The organism is Alkalibacillus salilacus (assembly GCF_030812915.1).
Taxonomy (GTDB): Bacteria; Bacillota; Bacilli; order Bacillales; family Alkalibacillaceae; genus Alkalibacillus; species Alkalibacillus salilacus.
Genome location: NZ_JAUSTQ010000005.1, coordinates 115709 through 134080 on the forward strand (window position 1 = coordinate 115709; position 18372 = coordinate 134080).

At 41.4% G+C, this 18372-nt stretch carries 15 protein-coding genes; all 15 read right to left on the bottom strand.

Going from position 1 to position 18372, the window contains the following annotated elements; genetic code table 11:
* Positions 1 to 63: 63 nt before the first annotated feature.
* Positions 64 to 1707 carry a glycerol-3-phosphate dehydrogenase/oxidase gene (locus J2S77_RS07935; protein WP_306976241.1) on the bottom strand — a complete coding sequence of 548 codons (1644 nt, stop codon included), beginning with the start codon at positions 1705 to 1707 and terminating at the stop codon, positions 64 to 66.
* A 26-nt stretch (positions 1708 to 1733) separates the two neighbouring features.
* The gene (glpK, locus tag J2S77_RS07940; RefSeq protein ID WP_306976243.1) at positions 1734 to 3227 is read right to left on the bottom strand and encodes a glycerol kinase GlpK; all 1494 of its coding nucleotides are present in this window, start codon (positions 3225 to 3227) and stop codon (positions 1734 to 1736) included.
* A gap of 131 nt (positions 3228 to 3358) precedes the next feature.
* The gene (locus J2S77_RS07945) at positions 3359 to 3868 is read right to left on the bottom strand and encodes an acyltransferase (protein WP_306976245.1); all 510 of its coding nucleotides are present in this window, start codon (positions 3866 to 3868) and stop codon (positions 3359 to 3361) included.
* 5 nt (positions 3869 to 3873) lie between these two features.
* Positions 3874 to 4512, bottom strand: coding sequence for a pyrophosphatase PpaX (gene ppaX / locus J2S77_RS07950; RefSeq protein ID WP_306976247.1), 639 nt, complete (start codon positions 4510 to 4512; stop codon positions 3874 to 3876).
* Positions 4509 to 5462, bottom strand: a complete 954-nt coding sequence (locus J2S77_RS07955; RefSeq protein WP_306976249.1) for a nucleoside recognition domain-containing protein — start codon at positions 5460 to 5462, stop codon at positions 4509 to 4511. The genes ppaX and J2S77_RS07955 overlap by 4 nt, the downstream gene beginning before the upstream one ends.
* An 18-nt stretch (positions 5463 to 5480) precedes the next feature.
* The gene (gene lgt / locus J2S77_RS07960) at positions 5481 to 6383 is read right to left on the bottom strand and encodes a prolipoprotein diacylglyceryl transferase (protein WP_306976250.1); all 903 of its coding nucleotides are present in this window, start codon (positions 6381 to 6383) and stop codon (positions 5481 to 5483) included.
* A 13-nt stretch (positions 6384 to 6396) separates the two neighbouring features.
* Positions 6397 to 7329, bottom strand: a complete 933-nt coding sequence (gene hprK, locus J2S77_RS07965; protein ID WP_370871804.1) for an HPr(Ser) kinase/phosphatase — start codon at positions 7327 to 7329, stop codon at positions 6397 to 6399.
* Positions 7330 to 7585: 256 nt separating this feature from the next.
* Entirely contained in the window at positions 7586 to 7942 is a 357-nt protein-coding gene (locus J2S77_RS07970; RefSeq protein ID WP_167262629.1) for a phage holin family protein, read from the bottom strand.
* A 13-nt stretch (positions 7943 to 7955) separates the two neighbouring features.
* Positions 7956 to 9011: a DUF4097 family beta strand repeat-containing protein gene (locus tag J2S77_RS07975; RefSeq protein ID WP_306976253.1), complete on the bottom strand. Its 1056-nt coding sequence runs from the start codon at positions 9009 to 9011 to the stop codon at positions 7956 to 7958.
* A gap of 70 nt (positions 9012 to 9081) precedes the next feature.
* Positions 9082 to 9774, bottom strand: a complete 693-nt coding sequence (bshB2, locus tag J2S77_RS07980) for a bacillithiol biosynthesis deacetylase BshB2 (protein ID WP_306976254.1) — start codon at positions 9772 to 9774, stop codon at positions 9082 to 9084.
* A 12-nt stretch (positions 9775 to 9786) separates the two neighbouring features.
* The gene (locus J2S77_RS07985; RefSeq protein ID WP_306976257.1) at positions 9787 to 10137 is read right to left on the bottom strand and encodes a YojF family protein; all 351 of its coding nucleotides are present in this window, start codon (positions 10135 to 10137) and stop codon (positions 9787 to 9789) included.
* Positions 10138 to 10149: 12 nt separating this feature from the next.
* Positions 10150 to 13002 (bottom strand): excinuclease ABC subunit UvrA, encoded by a 2853-nt coding sequence (gene uvrA, locus J2S77_RS07990; RefSeq protein WP_306976259.1) that lies wholly within the window; start codon positions 13000 to 13002, stop codon positions 10150 to 10152.
* A 5-nt stretch (positions 13003 to 13007) separates the two neighbouring features.
* Positions 13008 to 14990, bottom strand: a complete 1983-nt coding sequence (uvrB, locus tag J2S77_RS07995) for an excinuclease ABC subunit UvrB (RefSeq protein WP_306976261.1) — start codon at positions 14988 to 14990, stop codon at positions 13008 to 13010.
* A 412-nt stretch (positions 14991 to 15402) separates the two neighbouring features.
* The gene (locus J2S77_RS08000) at positions 15403 to 16614 is read right to left on the bottom strand and encodes a hypothetical protein (RefSeq protein ID WP_306976264.1); all 1212 of its coding nucleotides are present in this window, start codon (positions 16612 to 16614) and stop codon (positions 15403 to 15405) included.
* 143 nt (positions 16615 to 16757) lie between these two features.
* Positions 16758 to 18269, bottom strand: a complete 1512-nt coding sequence (locus J2S77_RS08005; RefSeq protein WP_306976265.1) for a S41 family peptidase — start codon at positions 18267 to 18269, stop codon at positions 16758 to 16760.
* Positions 18270 to 18372 lie beyond the last annotated feature (103 nt).

Sequence of the window (18372 nt, forward strand, 5' to 3'; positions counted from 1 at the left end):
GCGCCGTTATTTTTGGGATGGCGAAAAAGATCCCTGGCTTTATCGCCAAGGATCTTTTTCACCTCACCTATTTAGTTCTGCTTCAGCGATCATTTGATCGAGACTTTCGATATAAGTCTGATATTCTTTTTCAGTCCAATCTAATAAGGCATTCATCTCATCAATAACCGCTTGCTTATAAGCTTTCACTGTATCGATATTAAAAAATAAGTCGCCTGTTCTCCGGATAAAGAAATCTTCTGGTTTGTAGATCGCCTCATTTTCGATCGTATAATGCAATTCAGCTAATAATGCATGAAGTAATTCATCATCTTCCTCTAATTCTAAATAATGATTAAGCACCTCCCCGGCATTGGAGCCATAACGATTGAGCCAAGTGAGCATTGTCTTTTTATCGATATTTTGTTGATCAGCAGTATGGATCATTTGTTGTGTCCATTCGGCGAACCCTTTTGAGCCGCCAATGTCTCCACCTGCAATCGGTTGGTGTTTAGTCTTAGATGTGACATATGGACGGCCGTCGATTTTCTTCAGTTTCGAACTGACCTGGTCAACAATTTCTTCGGCCATTTTACGGTAACCTGTTAATTTGCCGCCTGCAATTGATAGTAATCCAGAATCTGATTCGAGCACTTCATCTTTACGAGAAATTTCAGAAGGGTCTTTCCCTTCTTCATGAATAAGTGGTCGAATACCAGCCCATGTGGATTCGATATCATTTTCAATCAGATGAACATCAGGGAACATTTGATGAATGGCATCCAGTATATAATTCTGATCTGATTCTTTTACATCAGGGTGTGTTAAATCTGATTCATAATGAGTATCGGTCGTCCCGACATACGTTTTGCCCTCTCGTGGTATCGCAAAAATCATTCGACCATCAGGTGCATCAAAGTATATCGCTTGTTGTAACGGGAAGTTGTCCTGATCAAAGACTAGATGAACACCTTTCGTATGATAAAGGTGTTTCCCTTTATTGGATTGATCCATTTTGCGGATTTCATCAACCCATGGGCCCGTCGCATTAACGACGTAATGACTATAAACATCATGAATCGAATCATCCGTGCGGTCACGTACTTGAACGCCAATAACTTTCCCATCATTATATAGAAGTTGCTCGACTTGCATGTAATTAAATGATTGCGCCCCAAACTCAACTGCTTTCTTCATGACTTCCACGGTTAGTCGTGCATCATCTGTTTTGTATTCTACATAATAACCACTACCTTTGAGACCATCATGCTTTAATAAAGGTTCACGTTTCAAAGTCTCATCAACAGACAACATTTTTCGACGTTCACTACGTTTGACGCCTGCTAGAAAATCATAAACACGCAGGCCAATATTGCTTGAAAACGGACCGAAATTACCCCCTTTGTAAAACGGGAGCATCATCCATTCAGGTGTTGTAATATGTGGGCCATTTTCATAAACGATTTCTCGTTCTCTACCAACTTCGGCAACGAGTTTAATTTCGAAGTTTTTTAAGTAACGTAAACCACCATGAACGAGTTTCGTCGAGCGACTCGAAGTACCAGCAGCGAAATCTTGCATTTCTAAAACAGCGACATCCATCCCGCGAGTAACGGCATCTAAAGCAATCCCTGCTCCAGTAATGCCGCCACCAATGACGATTAAATCGAATGAATGATTTAATGATTGCTTATTATATGATCGATTTTGATTAGTAAATGTCGTCACTTCATCTCATCCTTTCTGACTGACTGTTACGATGTAAAGACTTGAGTCGCTTTTACAGCCCGTTTCCATCCTTCATATTTTGCTTCTCTGACGTCATCATCCATTTTCGGTTCAAAAATTTGATCGACATTCCATTGCTGCGCGATTTCATCTTGGCTCTTCCAGAAACCAACGGCTAAACCAGCTAGATAAGCCGAACCTAGTGCGGTCGTTTCATTCACAACTGGACGTTCGACTTCGACGTTTAACATGTCACTTTGAAATTGCATGAGGAAATCATTTTTGACTGCACCGCCGTCTACACGCAAAGATTTAAGCTGTAAAGATGCATCTTCAATCATGGCATTCACGACATCTTTCGTTTGATAAGCTAACGATTCAAGTGTCGCTCGGACGACGTGTTCTTTTTCAGAACCCCGAGTTAGGCCAAACATTGCACCGCGGGCTTTACTGTCCCAATACGGCGTTCCTAAACCAACGAATGCAGGGACAACATAGACACCTTCCGTTGAATCTACACGCTGCGCATAATCTTCACTCTTTGGTGTTGAGTCGATTAAACGTAAGCCATCACGTAGCCATTGCAGTGCGGACCCTGCAACAAAAATGCTCCCTTCCAAAGCATAATCGACTTGCCCATCAATGCCCCAGGCAAGTGTCGTCAGTAATCCGTGATCAGATGAGACAGCTTCATGACCTGTGTTCATCAACATAAAACAGCCTGTGCCATACGTATTTTTCGCCATGCCTTTATCGAAACAAGCTTGCCCAAATAACGCCGCTTGTTGATCACCACATGCTCCAGCAATCGGGACAGATTCACCTTGGAACTGATACCCGACTGTATAGCCGTAAATTTCCGAGGAATTCGTTACAGTTGGTAACATATTTTTCGGCACATTTAAGTAATTTAACAATTCCTCATCCCACTGAAGTTTATGAATATTAAACATCAATGTCCGTGAGGCATTAGAATAGTCTGTGACGTGAACTTCGCCACCTGTTAATTTATAAATCAACCACGTATCAATTGTTCCAAACATTAAATCACCTTGTTCAGCCCGTTCGCGAGCACCATCCACATGATCTAAGATCCATTTCACTTTCGTACCTGAGAAATACGGATCTAATAACAAGCCTGTTTTGGAACGGAAAGTCTCTTCTAAACCTTGTTCTCGTAATTCCGTGCAGATATCTTCGGTTTGACGGGATTGCCAGACAATTGCTTTATGAATCGGCTTACCTGTATGACGATCCCAAACAACTGTCGTTTCACGTTGATTCGTGATTCCTATGCTTACAATTTGTGATGCATCGACATCTGCCTTCCGCAAGACTTCGGACATGCAGTGTTGTGTGGATGTCCATATTTCGTTTGCATCGTGCTCAACCCATCCTGGCTTAGGGAAATACTGTTCAAATTCCTGTTGAGCGAGTTCAACGATTTGACCAGCATGATTAAATAAAATGGCTCTTGAACTAGTGGTTCCTTGGTCAATCGACATAACGTATTGATTCATATGTAATCCTCCTCTATGCAACTGTATCACTAGTCTATTCTACTTTATTCCTGTCTGGTAACATTTTCAAACATAAAAAACGCTACATGAATATGACGTGTTGGTCTCATTCATGTAGCAGTAGGATTAACTTATTCTTGTTGTTTAGCGTCACGTTCTTCCTTGGTATAAATGATTTGCATCGGGTTGCCCCCAACAAATGCACCAGCTGGTACATCTTCATGCACAAGCGTCGCAGCAGAAACAATCGCACCATCCCCGATTGTCACACCTGGCAAGATTGTCGTGTTTGCTCCAATCATCACATCATCACCAATGTTAACGTTACCTAGACGATATTCATCGATGAGGTACTCATGCGCTAAAATCGTCGTATTATAACCAATCACACAGTTTCGTCCAATCGATATTTTTTCAGGAAACATGAGATCAGGCATGACCATTAAGGCCAGCGCTGATTCATCCCCAATCGACATTCGCAGAAATGTGCGGTAAAGCCAATTTTTCACACCTAACCAAGGAGTGTAACGCCCAATCTGAATGGCGATGAAGTTCTTACACACTTTTAGAAATGAAACGGTTTTATACATCTGCCATAGTGAGTTTGATTTCTTAACTGGATAGCGCGTTGTCTTGCGCATGGGCTTCACCCCTTTACGATATCGAGTAAATCGCTCATATCATCTAAAATGTAGTCAGGATTGAACGATTGAACATAATCGTGTCCTTTAGCAGCCCAGCCAACAGCGGCCGTCTTGACACCAGCATTTTGGCCCGCTTCAATATCATGTGAATTATCACCGATCATGATCGTTGATGCTGCCTCGCCGTTCAACGCACGCATCCCTCGAAGTACTGGATCAGCTGATGGCTTCGCTTCCTCTACATTATCGAGACCAATAATGACATCAAAAAATTCATCCAATCCTGTTAACTCGAGTCCTTTTTGAGCAGAACTTTGAATTTTCGTAGTGACAATGGCCATTGGATAGCCATCTTCATGTAATTCACGAATCGCTTCATAAACACCATCATACATTTTAATATAGGCGTCATGATTCGATAGATTATGTTCACGATATGTCGTCATTAACTCATCGACCTGGTTCGGATCAATTTTCTCCATCGTGTCACGTAATGGTGGCCCAATGAACGGTAAGATTTCATCACGTGAATAGTCGCGGTCCGTGTGTTTTTTTAACGTATAGCGAAAAGACTCGACGATTAGATCATTCGAATCAATTAGTGTTCCATCTAGATCAAATAATAAGGTTTTGATCGTCATGTCGGGACATCCTCTCTAACTGTATCTACTTCTTTATTTTTCTCAAGTCGGTTCCAAATATAAGCGACGAGCGCTGTTAAAACGATCGCTGATGTCAGGCGAATGAGCAACAATGGCCAAACGGGAATACCTAGAGGGATAAAGACGAGTGTATCCTCAACGACGGCGTGACATGTAACCAGAAATATTAAGACGAGATACATATCTTTTTTCGAGACGCCATCTTCTTTGACCGCTTGAATCATCATACCAGCGCCATAGGCTAGACCGATCGTAAGTCCTGCCACTAGAGTCATGGATGCATTTTTTTGAACGCCGATTAGGCGAGTTGCTGGCGCTATTTTATTCGACATCCAGTCAAGCCATTTATTTTCGCGCAACCACTGGATTCCAACCATAAGCGGAATGACAATAGCTGCCAACTGCACAATACTAAGTGCCGCGGTTTGAAAGGCTGTTAACGTAATATCGACCCACCCTGTCGGTTCAGGTCCCTCATTTGATATAAGGCCATATTGCGCTTGCTCGCCGCCACCTTGCCAAAATAAGCTGATTACAATAGCTGAAATGGTCGCTAAAAAGACGCGAACACTCACAATAATCCAAAAATTAACCCCTACTTTAGATGCAACAGCTGATTCAATAATTAAGTTGTGGGAAAAGGATAGCATGATAGCTAAAATAAAGACTTCTTTTACTGTAAAATCAAAGCTAACGATCGCCCCGATTCCCGCATATAAATTAAGTAAATTTCCTAACACAATGGGCACAGCCGCTTCGCCTGGTAACCCTAAAAATTTCATAACAGGTTCCAGCCAACTCATGAATAGTGGGAAAAGCGGCGTGTAACGTAAAATCATAACAATAACCGTGATTGGAAAGATGATTTTACTTAAAGCCCACGTGACAGAAAAGCCACTTTTAAAGCCGTTTTTTAATGTTGCTCCCAAGATGGAAAACTCCCTTTTTTATTTCTTCTTTTTCTTATTCGTGTTCTTCTTTGATTTTTGTTTATTTTGTGGTTTTGGATTGCCGTGTTGGTCCAATGGCGTCCCGTCGTATAAGACATTGTCATAACCATGTTTCCGACGGTAATATAAAACATAAAGACAACCTAAGATTAGTAGAATCGAAATTAATTGAGCGACACGTAAATCGCCAACTAAGTATAAACTATCTGTTCGCATACCTTCAATAAAGAAACGTCCAACTGAATACCACATGACATATGTTAAGAAAATCACTGCGCGACGAGGATTTACTTTATAGCGTAAGACAAGTAATAAAACGATGCCAAGTAAGCTCCACATCGATTCATATAAAAACGTCGGATGATGATAAAGTCCATCCACACACATATTATTCATAATCCAGTCCGGAATATATTGATGAAAGTTTTTATAAGCTGATTGAGAAATCGGACCGCCATATGCTTCTTGGTTCATGAAATTACCCCAGCGACCAAGCATTTGTCCGAACAATATACTCGGAGCCGCAATATCAGTAACTTTCCAGAAAGATACATTTTTAATTTTCGTATAGAAATAAGCAACTAATACAGAGGCGATTAAGGCCCCGTGAATCGCCAATCCTCCTTGACGAATATCAATGACTTCGATTAGCGAATTATAGCTCTCAAATTCAAAAGCTACATAATATAGTCGCGCGCCAACAATGGCTGCTGGAATCGCATAAACTAGTAAATCAACGAAGAAATCCTTATGTAGATTCAGTCGTTTACCTTCTCGTGTCGCCATGATTAAACCAATAAGCGCGCCTAACATGATTAAGACGCCATACCAATAAATTGGGAACGGCCCTAATTCAAGAAAGACACGATCATAGGGTTGTTGCGTACAAGCCTCGTACATAGATTAACGCTCCTTACTCTATTTCATTGTGATCTACATCAATAACGGAATTCAGGCGTTGCGAGAATTCCTCTGCTGTATTGACGCCCATGCGTTTAAGTCGGAAATTCATTGCTGCCACTTCAATAATAACGGATAAGTTACGACCTGGTCTTACTGGAATAACCGACTTTGGTAAATCAACATCCATAATCTTCATCGTTTCTTCATCGAGTCCAAGTCGATCGTATTGCTTCTCTTCATCCCATAATTCTAGATGAGCAACCAATGAAATTCGTTTAAAATTGCGAACAGCACCAGCACCGAAGAGCGTCATGACATTAATAATACCTAGCCCGCGAATCTCAAGTAAATGCTCGATTAAATTCGGGGGATTCCCAATTAGTGTATCATAATCTTCTTGGCGAATCTCAACGTTGTCATCTGCGACGAGTCGATGTCCTCGTTTGACCAATTCAAGCGCTGTTTCGCTTTTACCAATCCCACTATTACCTGTGATTAACACACCTACACCGTATATATCGACTAAGACACCATGGACAGCTGTTGTCGGGGCAAATTTTGTTTCCAAGTAATTAGTTAATCGACTAATGACCTGTGTTGTTTTATGTAATGAACGCATAACAGGTACACCCGCTGCATCAGCTGCCTCAATTAAAGTCGGAGGTACATCCATCGCCCGAGTGATGACAATGCCTGGTGTCACATCTGTGCACATTTTTTCCATACGATCTTGAACTTCTGGTTCTGTTAAGTCATATAGAAATGACAGTTCCGTGCGCCCCATCAATTGTAGGCGTTCTTTCGGATAATGGGTAAAATAACCCGCCATTTCCATACCTGGTCGTGATATATCACTTGTCACGATTTCTCGGTGAATCCCGTCCTTTCCAGCAACGAGTTCCAACTCAAACCGTTCAATTAAATCTTGTGTTCGGACCTTCACAAACGTCAATCCTCCTCAAAAAACACTCTTCTATACAGTTTACCATATCGCTCGTTTTGAGAAATCCATTTTTGCTTGAAGATTTTATGATTGTTTACCGAGATTGTTAAACAATCTCGAACCATTGTCTAACAGTTCGGCATAATTATGAAACATTTCAAGTAGATTATCGAACAAAGAAGCGCGATTGTTTAACAATCGCGCCTCTTTGTTTAATAAACCCCTATATGAAAAAATCACGGCAGCGGCCGTGATTTTATTTAAACATCTGCTTAAGTAGATTTTGCAGTAAGGCATTTAAGATCGAAATAATAATCGCTGCTAGGATTGCCCAACCGAAGCCATCAATGACGAATCCATCACCAATTAGCCACTGGGTTAGCATTAACGTCAACGCATTAATCACAAATAAAAACAATCCGAGCGTGACAAACGTAATCGGTAATGTGAAAAATACAAGAATTGGTCGAACGATCACATTCAAAATCGATAAGATTAGTCCCGCTAATAACGCCATTTCAAATCCATCAACTTGAAAGGCATCAATTAATTCAGATACGGCCAAAATCGCGACCGCATTGACGATAATTGCTATAAGCCAATTTTTTAACATCATGAAAACTCCCTTATGATTGCTTTACCTTAATTTGCCCCGTCTTCGTTGACAATTGCACATCACAACGAGGCTTCTCGCTTTCTGAATGGAAAAATTGTGTCTGGCGTTTCGCTTTTTGCTCGCCCAGTTCTTGTACGGTCACATTATTTAAGCCGATATCAACGCTATTCCAACTTGTATAAGCTCGACCATTCACACGTAAATCATCAGGGACATGTAATAAAATCGTACCTGTTGTCACGTTAATATCTACTCGCTTAGCATTCTCCTCATCTATTAACACTTTAGCAGTTCCTGTTACGACATCGACATCCAGTTCATTTGCTTCACCATCAAAGTGAACGGAGCCAACGACGGTTTCAAGTTTTGCGGTTTCACAAGAGACATCATCACATTTAACGGAACCGTGTCGTGTGCCTGATTTCAGTTGATCTGCTTCATAGCCTTGTAATTTAACGCTACCATTTACTGTTTGCACATTGACTTCTTGGCTCTTGTGATCAAACAATTTCACTGATCCGCTAACTGTTTCAATCTGCATCTGTTCATACGTTGTCTCTGGTAAGTATATGGTTGCGTTCACGTACATATCTTTACGACTTTGTTCAAGTGACAATTGATCGTCTTGGACCATGACATTGACCGCTTCATCAAAAACATTCTGTGCTTCATTCGCATCAGTTTGATTAAACACTTTTCCAGCCAGTTTCACTTTAATCACATGATCTTCAGAAGGTTGGACATTAATCGCACCATTCTGCCAACCGACCGATACATTTTTTACAGCGTGATCGTCGAAATGAAATAAACGATTCACTTCTTTTGGATTCACCCGCTGAACAGCATCGCCAACAAATTGGCCTAAGCCCTCTGCTAATTGTTTCATATCACGTTTAAAACGTTTGCCGAAATTCGACGACCCTGACTCTGATTGACCTTCAGTCGTTTGTTGATTAGCTTTCTTCTGTTCACTATTTTCAAGCTCATTCAACATCTCGTCTGCTTCTTCAGATGTTATATGACCTTCTTCTAATAGTTCTAATATTTTACGGCGTGATGCACTCATCAGTTGAACCTCCTTTAAATCGATCATTTATAATATGCTCGTTCCCACTGATGAGCGACCTGAAACCTGTTTATGAATCAACCTGATCGACATCGACCTTGTAAAATGTCTCATAACGCAAGCGTTGTAGGGCGCTTTCATATTCACCAGTGAAATTCGAGCTCTCTTGCATTTTACGAAGCATACCTTCAGCTTGTGATTTATGTGATTTAATCGCCGCTAGCTTCCGGTCAAAAACAGATTCTGTGTCTAATACAATGTCTGGCTCACCTAAGTTAGCTTCACGATCATTGGATATCGCTGTTGCCCATACTTCTGGTCGCTTATCTTGATCCATTTGACGCACTGCTTCGAATGCAGCAGCCCCCATGGCATTATGATCGGGATGCACTGCATATGGTGGATAAAACGTAATGACAAGCGTCGCATCAGCAGCTTCAATTCGCTGTTTCAAATCTTCTGCTACTTCATATTTTGATTCAAATTCTAATGTTTTATCACGATAACCGAGCATCACCAAATCCATATCAAGGACGTTGCAGGCATCTATTAGTTCTTGTTTACGAATCTCTGGCAATGTTTCACGGTTTGCGAAAAAGGGTGTTCCCATATTACGTCCCATTTCACCTAATGTTCCGCATAAATATTTAACAGGCACGCCTGCGTCACGAAAATTTAATATCGTTCCTGAAGTACCAAATGATTCATCATCAGGGTGTGGGTATATAATGACTACTTGTTCGTGTTTTGCAAAATCGACCATCGTTTCTCCCTCCTACATCTTAAATGGTGTTCGACTGATTTCTAATGCGACCATTAGGCGACCTTCACCGTCATGACCGGCCATTAAAAGTTGATCGTTTTCGTTCATTTCATAGTCTGTGATTCCTTCTGCGTAGATCCAACCGTTTGTTTTTAAGCCAACACGGTAGGTACCATCTGATTCGACAATCGTACCGCGTTCGTATGTGATTTCGGCATTGCGAATATAAGCGCCAACATTGTGGGCATTCGAGTCAAAGTGTTTCGCATAAGCGCCGTTAGTTGTTTCTAAATGGATATATACAGGTTCATTCGCAAATTGATCAAGAAGTGTTTGGACGTTTTCCATGTCAATAGCTTTCATGTTTAGCCTCCCTTATGTCGTTAACTGTTCTTTCTTTAATTCACGGTCGCGTTCTAGTACTGTCTTTAAATAACGACCTGTATGTGATGCTTCGATTTCAGCGACATCTTCTGGTGTTCCAGTGGCAATAATCTCACCACCGCCGTCACCGCCTTCTGGTCCTAAATCGATGATATGATCGGCTGTTTTAATAACGTTTAAATCGTGTTCGATGATAATCACGCTATCCCCATTTTCAACAAGGCGTTGTAAGACCATCAGTAATCGTCTAATATCATCGGTATGCAAACCAGTCGTTGGTTCATCTAAAATATAGAGCGACTTGCCATTTGTCCGGCGATGTAATTCACTGGCAAGCTTCACACGTTGCGCCTCGCCACCTGATAACGTCGTCGCTTGTTGACCAAGTTTTACATAACCCAGGCCGACATCATAAATCGTTTGTAATTTGCGTTTGATTTTCGGGATATTTTCAAAGAATTCAAGTGCTTCTTCTACGCGCATTTCGAGTACGTCAGCAATGTTTTTACCTTTATATTTCACTTCTAACGTCTCACGATTATAGCGTTTACCGTGACAAACCTCACAAGGCACATACACATCTGGTAAAAAGTGCATCTCGATTTTTATGATCCCGTCACCTTTACAAGCCTCACAGCGTCCGCCTTTGACGTTAAAACTGAAACGCCCTTTCTTATAACCACGCATTTTTGCTTCACTTGTTTGCGCGAATACATCACGAATATCATCAAACACACCGATATACGTCGCTGGGTTCGAACGCGGTGTCCGACCAATAGGCGATTGATCAATATCAATCACTTTCTCTAAATGATCCAATCCATCAATCGTTTTGTGCTCTCCAGGTTTCGTTTTACCGCGGTGGAGTGTTTTCGATAATGTTTTATATAAAATATCGTTAATTAACGTACTCTTACCTGACCCTGAAACGCCTGTTACCACGGTCATTAAGCCAAGTGGAATCGACGTATCAATCGTTTTAAGATTATTTTCCGTTGCTTCACGAATCGTCAGCTGACGGTCAGGATTGATCGGACGACGTTCACTCGGTAGAGGTATAAATTCTTTTCCGCTTAAATACTGACCCGTAAGCGATTCAGGCTGATCCATCACCTCAGTAGGTGTGCCGCTCGCCACGATTTCGCCACCTTGTGCACCAGCTCCGGGGCCTACATCAATTAAATAATCAGCTGCTAACATCGTATCTTCATCGTGTTCAACGACAATTAATGTATTATCAAGGTCGCGCATCTGTTTAAGCGTTTCGATCAAGCGATCATTGTCTCGTTGATGCAACCCAATTGATGGCTCATCCAACACATAAAGGACGCCGTTTAAGGCCGAGCCGATTTGTGTCGCCAAACGAATACGCTGGGCTTCTCCTCCTGATAATGTGCCAGCTGAACGGGAAAGGTTTAAGTACTCTAAACCAACATTAATTAAGAACGACAGGCGATCTTGAATCTCACGCACGATCATGTCGGCAATTTTTCGGTCTTTGTCACTTAAAGATAAATCTTTAACCCACGCTAAACTTTGGGTCACACTTAATTCCGTCACTTCGCCAATATGGTTCTGAGACAGTTTAACGGCAAGAGCTTCCTCATTTAGGCGATAACCATTACAAGTCGGGCACGGAGACTGGGCCATGTATTTCTCCATTTGTTCACGAATAAAGCTCGAACTCGATTCTTTATAACGACGCGCGACATTATTTAATACACCTTCAAAGAAAATCCAATTTTCTCGCACTTGTCCGCGTTCGTTTTCATAATGGAAATAAATCTTCTCATCGCCACTTCCGTTCAAGACTTTATCTAATTGCTCTTCAGGTAAGTCTTTAACTGGTGTATCCATATTAATCCCATAATGCTCACATACAGATTGCAGAAGTTGCGGGTAATATTGCGTCGAAATCGGTTGCCACGGAGCAATCGCGTGTTGGTTGAGTGATAAATCCCGGTCTGGAATGACTAGTTCTAAGTCGACCTCAAGTTTTTGGCCAATGCCATCACATGTTTTACAAGCACCCAACGGATTATTAAATGAAAATAGGCGTGGTTCTAATTCAGTGATCGTAAAACCACATTCTGGACAAGCATGATTTTCATTAAATAATAGGTCTTCTCCATCAATTAAATCCATGATGACTTGACCTTCACTAATCGACAGTGCCGTTTCAATTGAATCACTCAAACGGCCTTCAATGCCTTCTTTTATGACAATTCGATCAACAACGACTTCAATCGTATGCTTTTTATTCTTCTCAAGTTCTATTTCCTCGGAAATCTCGCGCATTTCACCATCAACACGTAAACGAACATAGCCTTCTTTTTTCAAGTTTTCCATCAAGCGCTTGTGTTCACCTTTTCGATCTGAAACAACAGGCGCTAACACTTGCATCTTCGTTCGTTCTTCAAGTGCCATCACTTGATCAACCATCTGTTCAACCGTTTGTGCCGAAATCTCTATGCCGTGAATTGGACAGATCGGCTGACCGACACGCGCGAACAATAAACGTAAATAATCATATATTTCGGTCACCGTTCCGACAGTCGAACGCGGGTTATGGCTCGTCGTTTTTTGGTCGATCGAAATGGCTGGTGATAACCCTTCAATCGCATCGACGTCAGGTTTGTCCATTTGTCCTAGGAATTGTCGAGCATAGGCTGATAACGACTCCACATAACGACGCTGCCCTTCCGCATAAATCGTATCAAACGCCAAAGACGACTTGCCTGAGCCAGACAAGCCAGTCATGACGATGAATTGATTTTTTGGAATGGTTACGTCAATATCTTTTAAATTGTGTGCTCTCGCGCCTTTTACCGTAATAGATTTCATCTCGTTCACCCTTCCGCTTTTAGCTCAAGCATGGCATCCCGTAATTCCATCGCACGCTCGAAATCAAGATCTTTAGCTGCTTGCTTCATTTCTGTTTCAAGCTGATCGATCATTTCGGCTTTTTCGTCTTTCGATAAATTCTTGTATTGTTCAGCAACGCTTGTACTTTCACCTTCATCTTCACTATCATACGTCGCCTTAATCACATCACGGATTTCCTTCTTGATCGTCGTTGGCGTAATACCATGTTCCTCATTATAAGCAATCTGTTTTTCACGACGTCGGTACGTTTCATCGATCGCCACTTGCATAGAATCCGTCATTTTATCCGCATACATAATCACTCGTCCGTCTGCATTACGCGCTGCACGGCCCGTTGTCTGAATAAGTGATCTTTCTGAACGGAGGAAACCTTCTTTATCTGCATCTAAAATCGCGACTAATGACACTTCTGGTAAATCGAGTCCTTCACGTAATAAGTTAATCCCGACTAAGACGTCATATTTACCGAGCCGGAGATCACGAATAATTTCAATACGTTCTAGCGTTTTAATTTCGGAGTGTAAGTAAGCGACTTTTATCCCCATTTCTTGAAGATAATTCGTTAAATCCTCCGACATTTTGATCGTCAGTGTCGTCACAAGTACCCGCTCATCCCGCTCGGTTCGTTTGTTAATTTCACCGATTAAGTCATCAATCTGACCTTTAATCGGTCTAACTTCGATTTCAGGGTCAAGCAAGCCTGTCGGACGAATAATCTGTTCGACCATTTCAGGTGAATGTTCACGTTCATAAGGACCAGGCGTTGCAGAAACATAGATACCGTGATTAATATGTTTTTCAAATTCCTGAAATGTTAGTGGACGGTTATCCATCGCAGACGGCAAACGGAAACCATGATCGACTAGCGTCTGCTTACGCGCTTGGTCACCATTAAACATCCCACGAACTTGTGGCAATGTAACGTGAGACTCGTCCACCACAATCAGTGAATCATCTGGAAAATAATCAAGTAACGTATATGGGGTCGAACCAGGCTCACGGAACGATAAATGCCGTGAATAGTTTTCAATACCTGAGCAGAATCCCATCTCGCGCATCATTTCCAAGTCATAATTCGTGCGTTGTTCCAGGCGCTGTGCTTCAAGTAATTGATCATTCGCCTTGAAACGCGCCAGCTGTTCTTGAAGTTCTTGTTCAATGTTTTTAATCGCACGTTTCATCTTCTCTTCACGTGTGACGAAGTGTGACGCAGGGAAAATCGCGACATGATCACGATCACCGAGAATTTCACCTGTTAACGCATCCACTTCGCGAATCCGATCGATTTCATCACCGAAAAATTCGATTCGGATACAATGTTCTTCCCGTGATGCTGGGATAATCTCGACTGAATCGCCTCTCACGCGAAACGTCCCGCGCTGAAAGTCAATATCATTACGTGCATACTGGATATCAACCAAGTCACGTAATACTTGATCACGCTCCTTTTCCATCCCTGTCCGTAAAGACAAGACGAGCTCACGGTATTCCGTCGGCGAACCTAAACCGTATATACACGACACACTTGCTACGATTAAGACATCATTTCGTTCGAATAAAGCTGATGTCGCCGAGTGCCGTAACTTATCAATTTCGTCATTAATGCTCGCATCCTTTTCAATATATGTATCAGAATGCGGCACATAAGCTTCCGGCTGATAATAGTCATAATAACTGACGAAATACTCGACAGCATTATTCGGGAAAAACTCTTTAAACTCACTATATAATTGACCAGCAAGCGTCTTATTGTGTGCAATGACGAGGGTTGGTCGATTGATTTCTGTAACCACATTGGATACAGTAAATGTTTTACCTGTCCCCGTTGCTCCGAGCAATGTCTGGTGCTGCTTACCTTCACGCACACCATTCACAAGTTCCTTAATCGCTTGCGGTTGATCACCTTGAGGTTCAAATTGCGACTCTAATTGAAATGCTTCCGCCACATCATCAACTCCAGTTTAAGAAAAGTTTCTATTTATATATTGCATCATAATTTATTGTTATTGCTTCCAGACTCTGTGCGTGTTGCGTCAAATTCTTGATTGCTTGCGTCAAAAAGCATTGTTGTTGCATCAAATTTTAAGTGACTTGCGCCAAATTTTGCTAGGCTTGTTTCAAAATCGCGTTGGCTTGCACCAGATTATCTTGGTGTTGCGCCAAAAACTCAACTCTCTATAATCATTTCCAGTATAACATAGACGAACACCCGTTTGTATAGATACCAAAAAACAGAGTCATATCATAAGCATATTTTGTCACTGGATTGATTGCAAAGAATATGATTGTGTATGGGGTTTGTCCAAATAAAAAAGAAAATCTCATTCTGCATTAAGCAAAATGAGATCCTATTAACTATTACATTGTTAAGGTTTCTGTCGTTTGTAGTGTGAATCTTGGGCGTTCTTTTACAAAGATGAAACCAAGTTGATGATCTTCACCTTCATGAATGGGGCGCTGGACAAATTTCGTTTCACCGTTAAGATCTTGAACGTTTAGTTTACAATATGAACGATTTTCACTCATGACATCGTAAAATTCGTGTTCATTTTGCACTGGCACATCATGTACACGTTCAATTTTCTCACCAACGACAACGTCCAATTCATCTGCAGGTGAACCAGGTATAATACCAGCAATCGTAATGCCATCTGGTTCAGGGCGAAAGATCGGTAAACGTTCGCGGTCAAAGAAGCGAATCATTAGACTGATGAAAGCACGTGCCACTACAGCAAAGCCGACAACTGAAATCAATACGTAAGGAACTGACATCAGTGGAATGAACACACCAGCTAATAGAATTGTTAATAACAAGACACTCAAGCCAATTCGTTTAGCTCCTTGTTCACTGAACACGCCCCGGAACACTTGTGAAAATCCGATGATATATGGAAACAGCACGAACTGTATATTGACTGTATCCATCGCAAACATGGGCCACCAAGCAAATGCATCATTCAGCGCTAATGTCCCACCTGGAAGCGGGAATAATAACGGAACTAGCATTAACCGACTCGCTCGATGGGCTATAACATTTTTTCCCCGGTCACCTACCTGTAATAGCGGGAAAGTTAATGCACGTTTCGTCGTCATGACTAAGACGACTTCAGCCAATAATAATGCTAACAAGACGTAGATCATCCCATCTAAGGGGACTTGATACAAGCCTTCGCTAATCGCTTCATTCCACACGATTACATCAAATTGTTGTAACAACCATACTGTCACAATTGTTAATCCGAGTGTATATGCAGGGGATAAAAGAGCTAATTGACCCGTTAACATCATAATGAACGTTATGATCGTTAACAACAACAGCCACTCCCATGTCACAACAACTCCAACTAAAACGAGTCCAATTGATACCAACAAACCTAATCCAAGTCCGATCAACCACGTTCCACGCCATTCAGCGTGTAGTGGAAAAATACGATGTCCAAACTGCCTACGATCACGTTTAATCCGTAATGTTCCTATTAAAAACGACAACACAATTGCTATATATAATAGTGGCTGTGCAATAAACCAAGCTATACCAAGTCCGATTTCAGTTAACCATGTTTGCCACATCTAAATCCCCCCTTATACGACATCTTCTAACGTATATTTTTCGTTATCTTAACGAGAATTCCTGCTTGATGATCTTAAACAGCCTAAACGACTTAACTAATCTAGGTAAAAAAGATGACCCACTCTGGAGTCATCTTTAACTTTTACTCATATAATGCTTCAATCGCTCGTTGCAGCTGAACATCATTGTCAGGATTTGAGACGGCATCTAAAATTTGTTCTTCGAGTACGCGCTCTGTTTCATCATTAAGAGCACCCGTAACATCTAAGCTATTTTCCTCTTGGAAGTTCTCTACAGCTGATTCAGTACTACGGTCGAAATAGCCATCTGTCCGAGATACGTCATAATCTAAACCATCAAGCATTTGTTGAAGTTTTTCAACTTCACTACCTGTCATATCATATTCAAGTGTATCTTCCGCTTGAACTAAAGTCGAATAGAAATATTCAGGTTGACGTTGTTCAATCGTTGGATCAACGCCTTGATCTTGAATACGATTACCATCTGGTGTGATCCAATCGTAAACCGTTAGCTTCAACATACCATCACCTAATGGCATCGTTTGTTGGACCGTACCTTTACCAAATGTCGTTTCACCGATTAGTTCATAACCGTTCACTTCATTTAATGCCGCCGCTAGAATCTCAGAAGCGCTTGCACTACCACGATTAATTACAACAGAGATTGGGTAATCCTTCTTCTCACCACTATCAACGAAATACGGATCTCTTTCACTATCGTGACGTTTTGTATAAACAAACGGATCATCACCAGTCATGAAATGCGATAACATTTGTTGAACGGCATCAAATAAACCACCTGGATTCCCTCTTACGTCTAAGACTAATCCATCAATGTTTTCGTCTTCTTCTAAGTAAGTTAATTCTTCTTCAAATTCTTCTGCTGTTCCTTCACCGAATGAGGTAACTTCTAAAACGCCAACCGTTTTGCCTTCATATTCTTGAACACTTGAGGTAACTGTTTCTAATGGAATTTCATCGCGAGTGATTGTAACATCAAACGTCTCTTCTTCACCAGGACGTTGAATGGTTAAAACTACATCAGTCCCTTTTTCACCACGAATAATCTGAACAGCTTCATTCACTGATTGATCTTCAACTGATTCACCATCTACAGCTAAGATTCGATCATTCGGTCTGATCCCAGCTTCTTCTGCGGGTGAGTCAGCGATTGGAGAAACAACTGTAATGTAACCATCACGTTCAGTCACTTCTGCACCAATTCCCTCAAATGAAGATTCAAGCGATTGATTAAACTGCTCCGTCATGTCTTCATTCATATACTCACTAAACGGGTCGTCTAAAGCACTCACAACCCCTTGTAATGCTCCTTCATATAAGGTCTCCTCATCGACTTCATTGAGGTAATATTCTTCAATTGACTGCACTAAATCATCAATTTGTGATAATTCTTGTGGCGTGTCACCATTTTGTTCTGATTCGCTGTTATCTTCACCAGAAGATTCTTCCTCATCGGATTCACCGTTAGATGATTGATCGTCTTCATTCGAAGCGCTCTGCTCCTCAGTTGTGTCGCCATCAGCTACAACCGAAACAACTGTTGCTGAAATAGCGCCCCCGACCAAAAAGGCTACCAAGATTACTAGTATTAAAAACTTTCTACTTATGTTCAATTCATTCACCACTTTTCGTTAAATCGATCACTTAAATCACGGCCATCGTCAGTATCGACGGACTATTATTTCATTATAACATAAAAGCATCACACGTAAGGTG

Excerpts from the sequence above, each read along its gene's own strand:
- J2S77_RS07945 (WP_306976245.1), bottom strand. The coding sequence starts at position 3,868 with ATGCGCAAGACAACGCGCTATCCAGTTAAGAAATCAAACTCACTATGG.
- bshB2 (WP_306976254.1), bottom strand. The coding sequence starts at position 9,774 with ATGGTCGATTTTGCAAAACACGAACAAGTAGTCATTATATACCCACAC.
- glpK (WP_306976243.1), bottom strand. The coding sequence starts at position 3,227 with ATGAATCAATACGTTATGTCGATTGACCAAGGAACCACTAGTTCAAGA.
- uvrA (WP_306976259.1), bottom strand. The coding sequence starts at position 13,002 with ATGAAATCTATTACGGTAAAAGGCGCGAGAGCACACAATTTAAAAGAT.
- J2S77_RS08000 (WP_306976264.1), bottom strand. The coding sequence starts at position 16,614 with ATGTGGCAAACATGGTTAACTGAAATCGGACTTGGTATAGCTTGGTTT.
- ppaX (WP_306976247.1), bottom strand. The coding sequence starts at position 4,512 with ATGACGATCAAAACCTTATTATTTGATCTAGATGGAACACTAATTGAT.
- J2S77_RS07970 (WP_167262629.1), bottom strand. The coding sequence starts at position 7,942 with ATGTTAAAAAATTGGCTTATAGCAATTATCGTCAATGCGGTCGCGATT.
- J2S77_RS07975 (WP_306976253.1), bottom strand. The coding sequence starts at position 9,011 with ATGAGTGCATCACGCCGTAAAATATTAGAACTATTAGAAGAAGGTCAT.
- J2S77_RS07985 (WP_306976257.1), bottom strand. The coding sequence starts at position 10,137 with ATGAAAGCTATTGACATGGAAAACGTCCAAACACTTCTTGATCAATTT.
- lgt (WP_306976250.1), bottom strand. The coding sequence starts at position 6,383 with ATGTACGAGGCTTGTACGCAACAACCCTATGATCGTGTCTTTCTTGAA.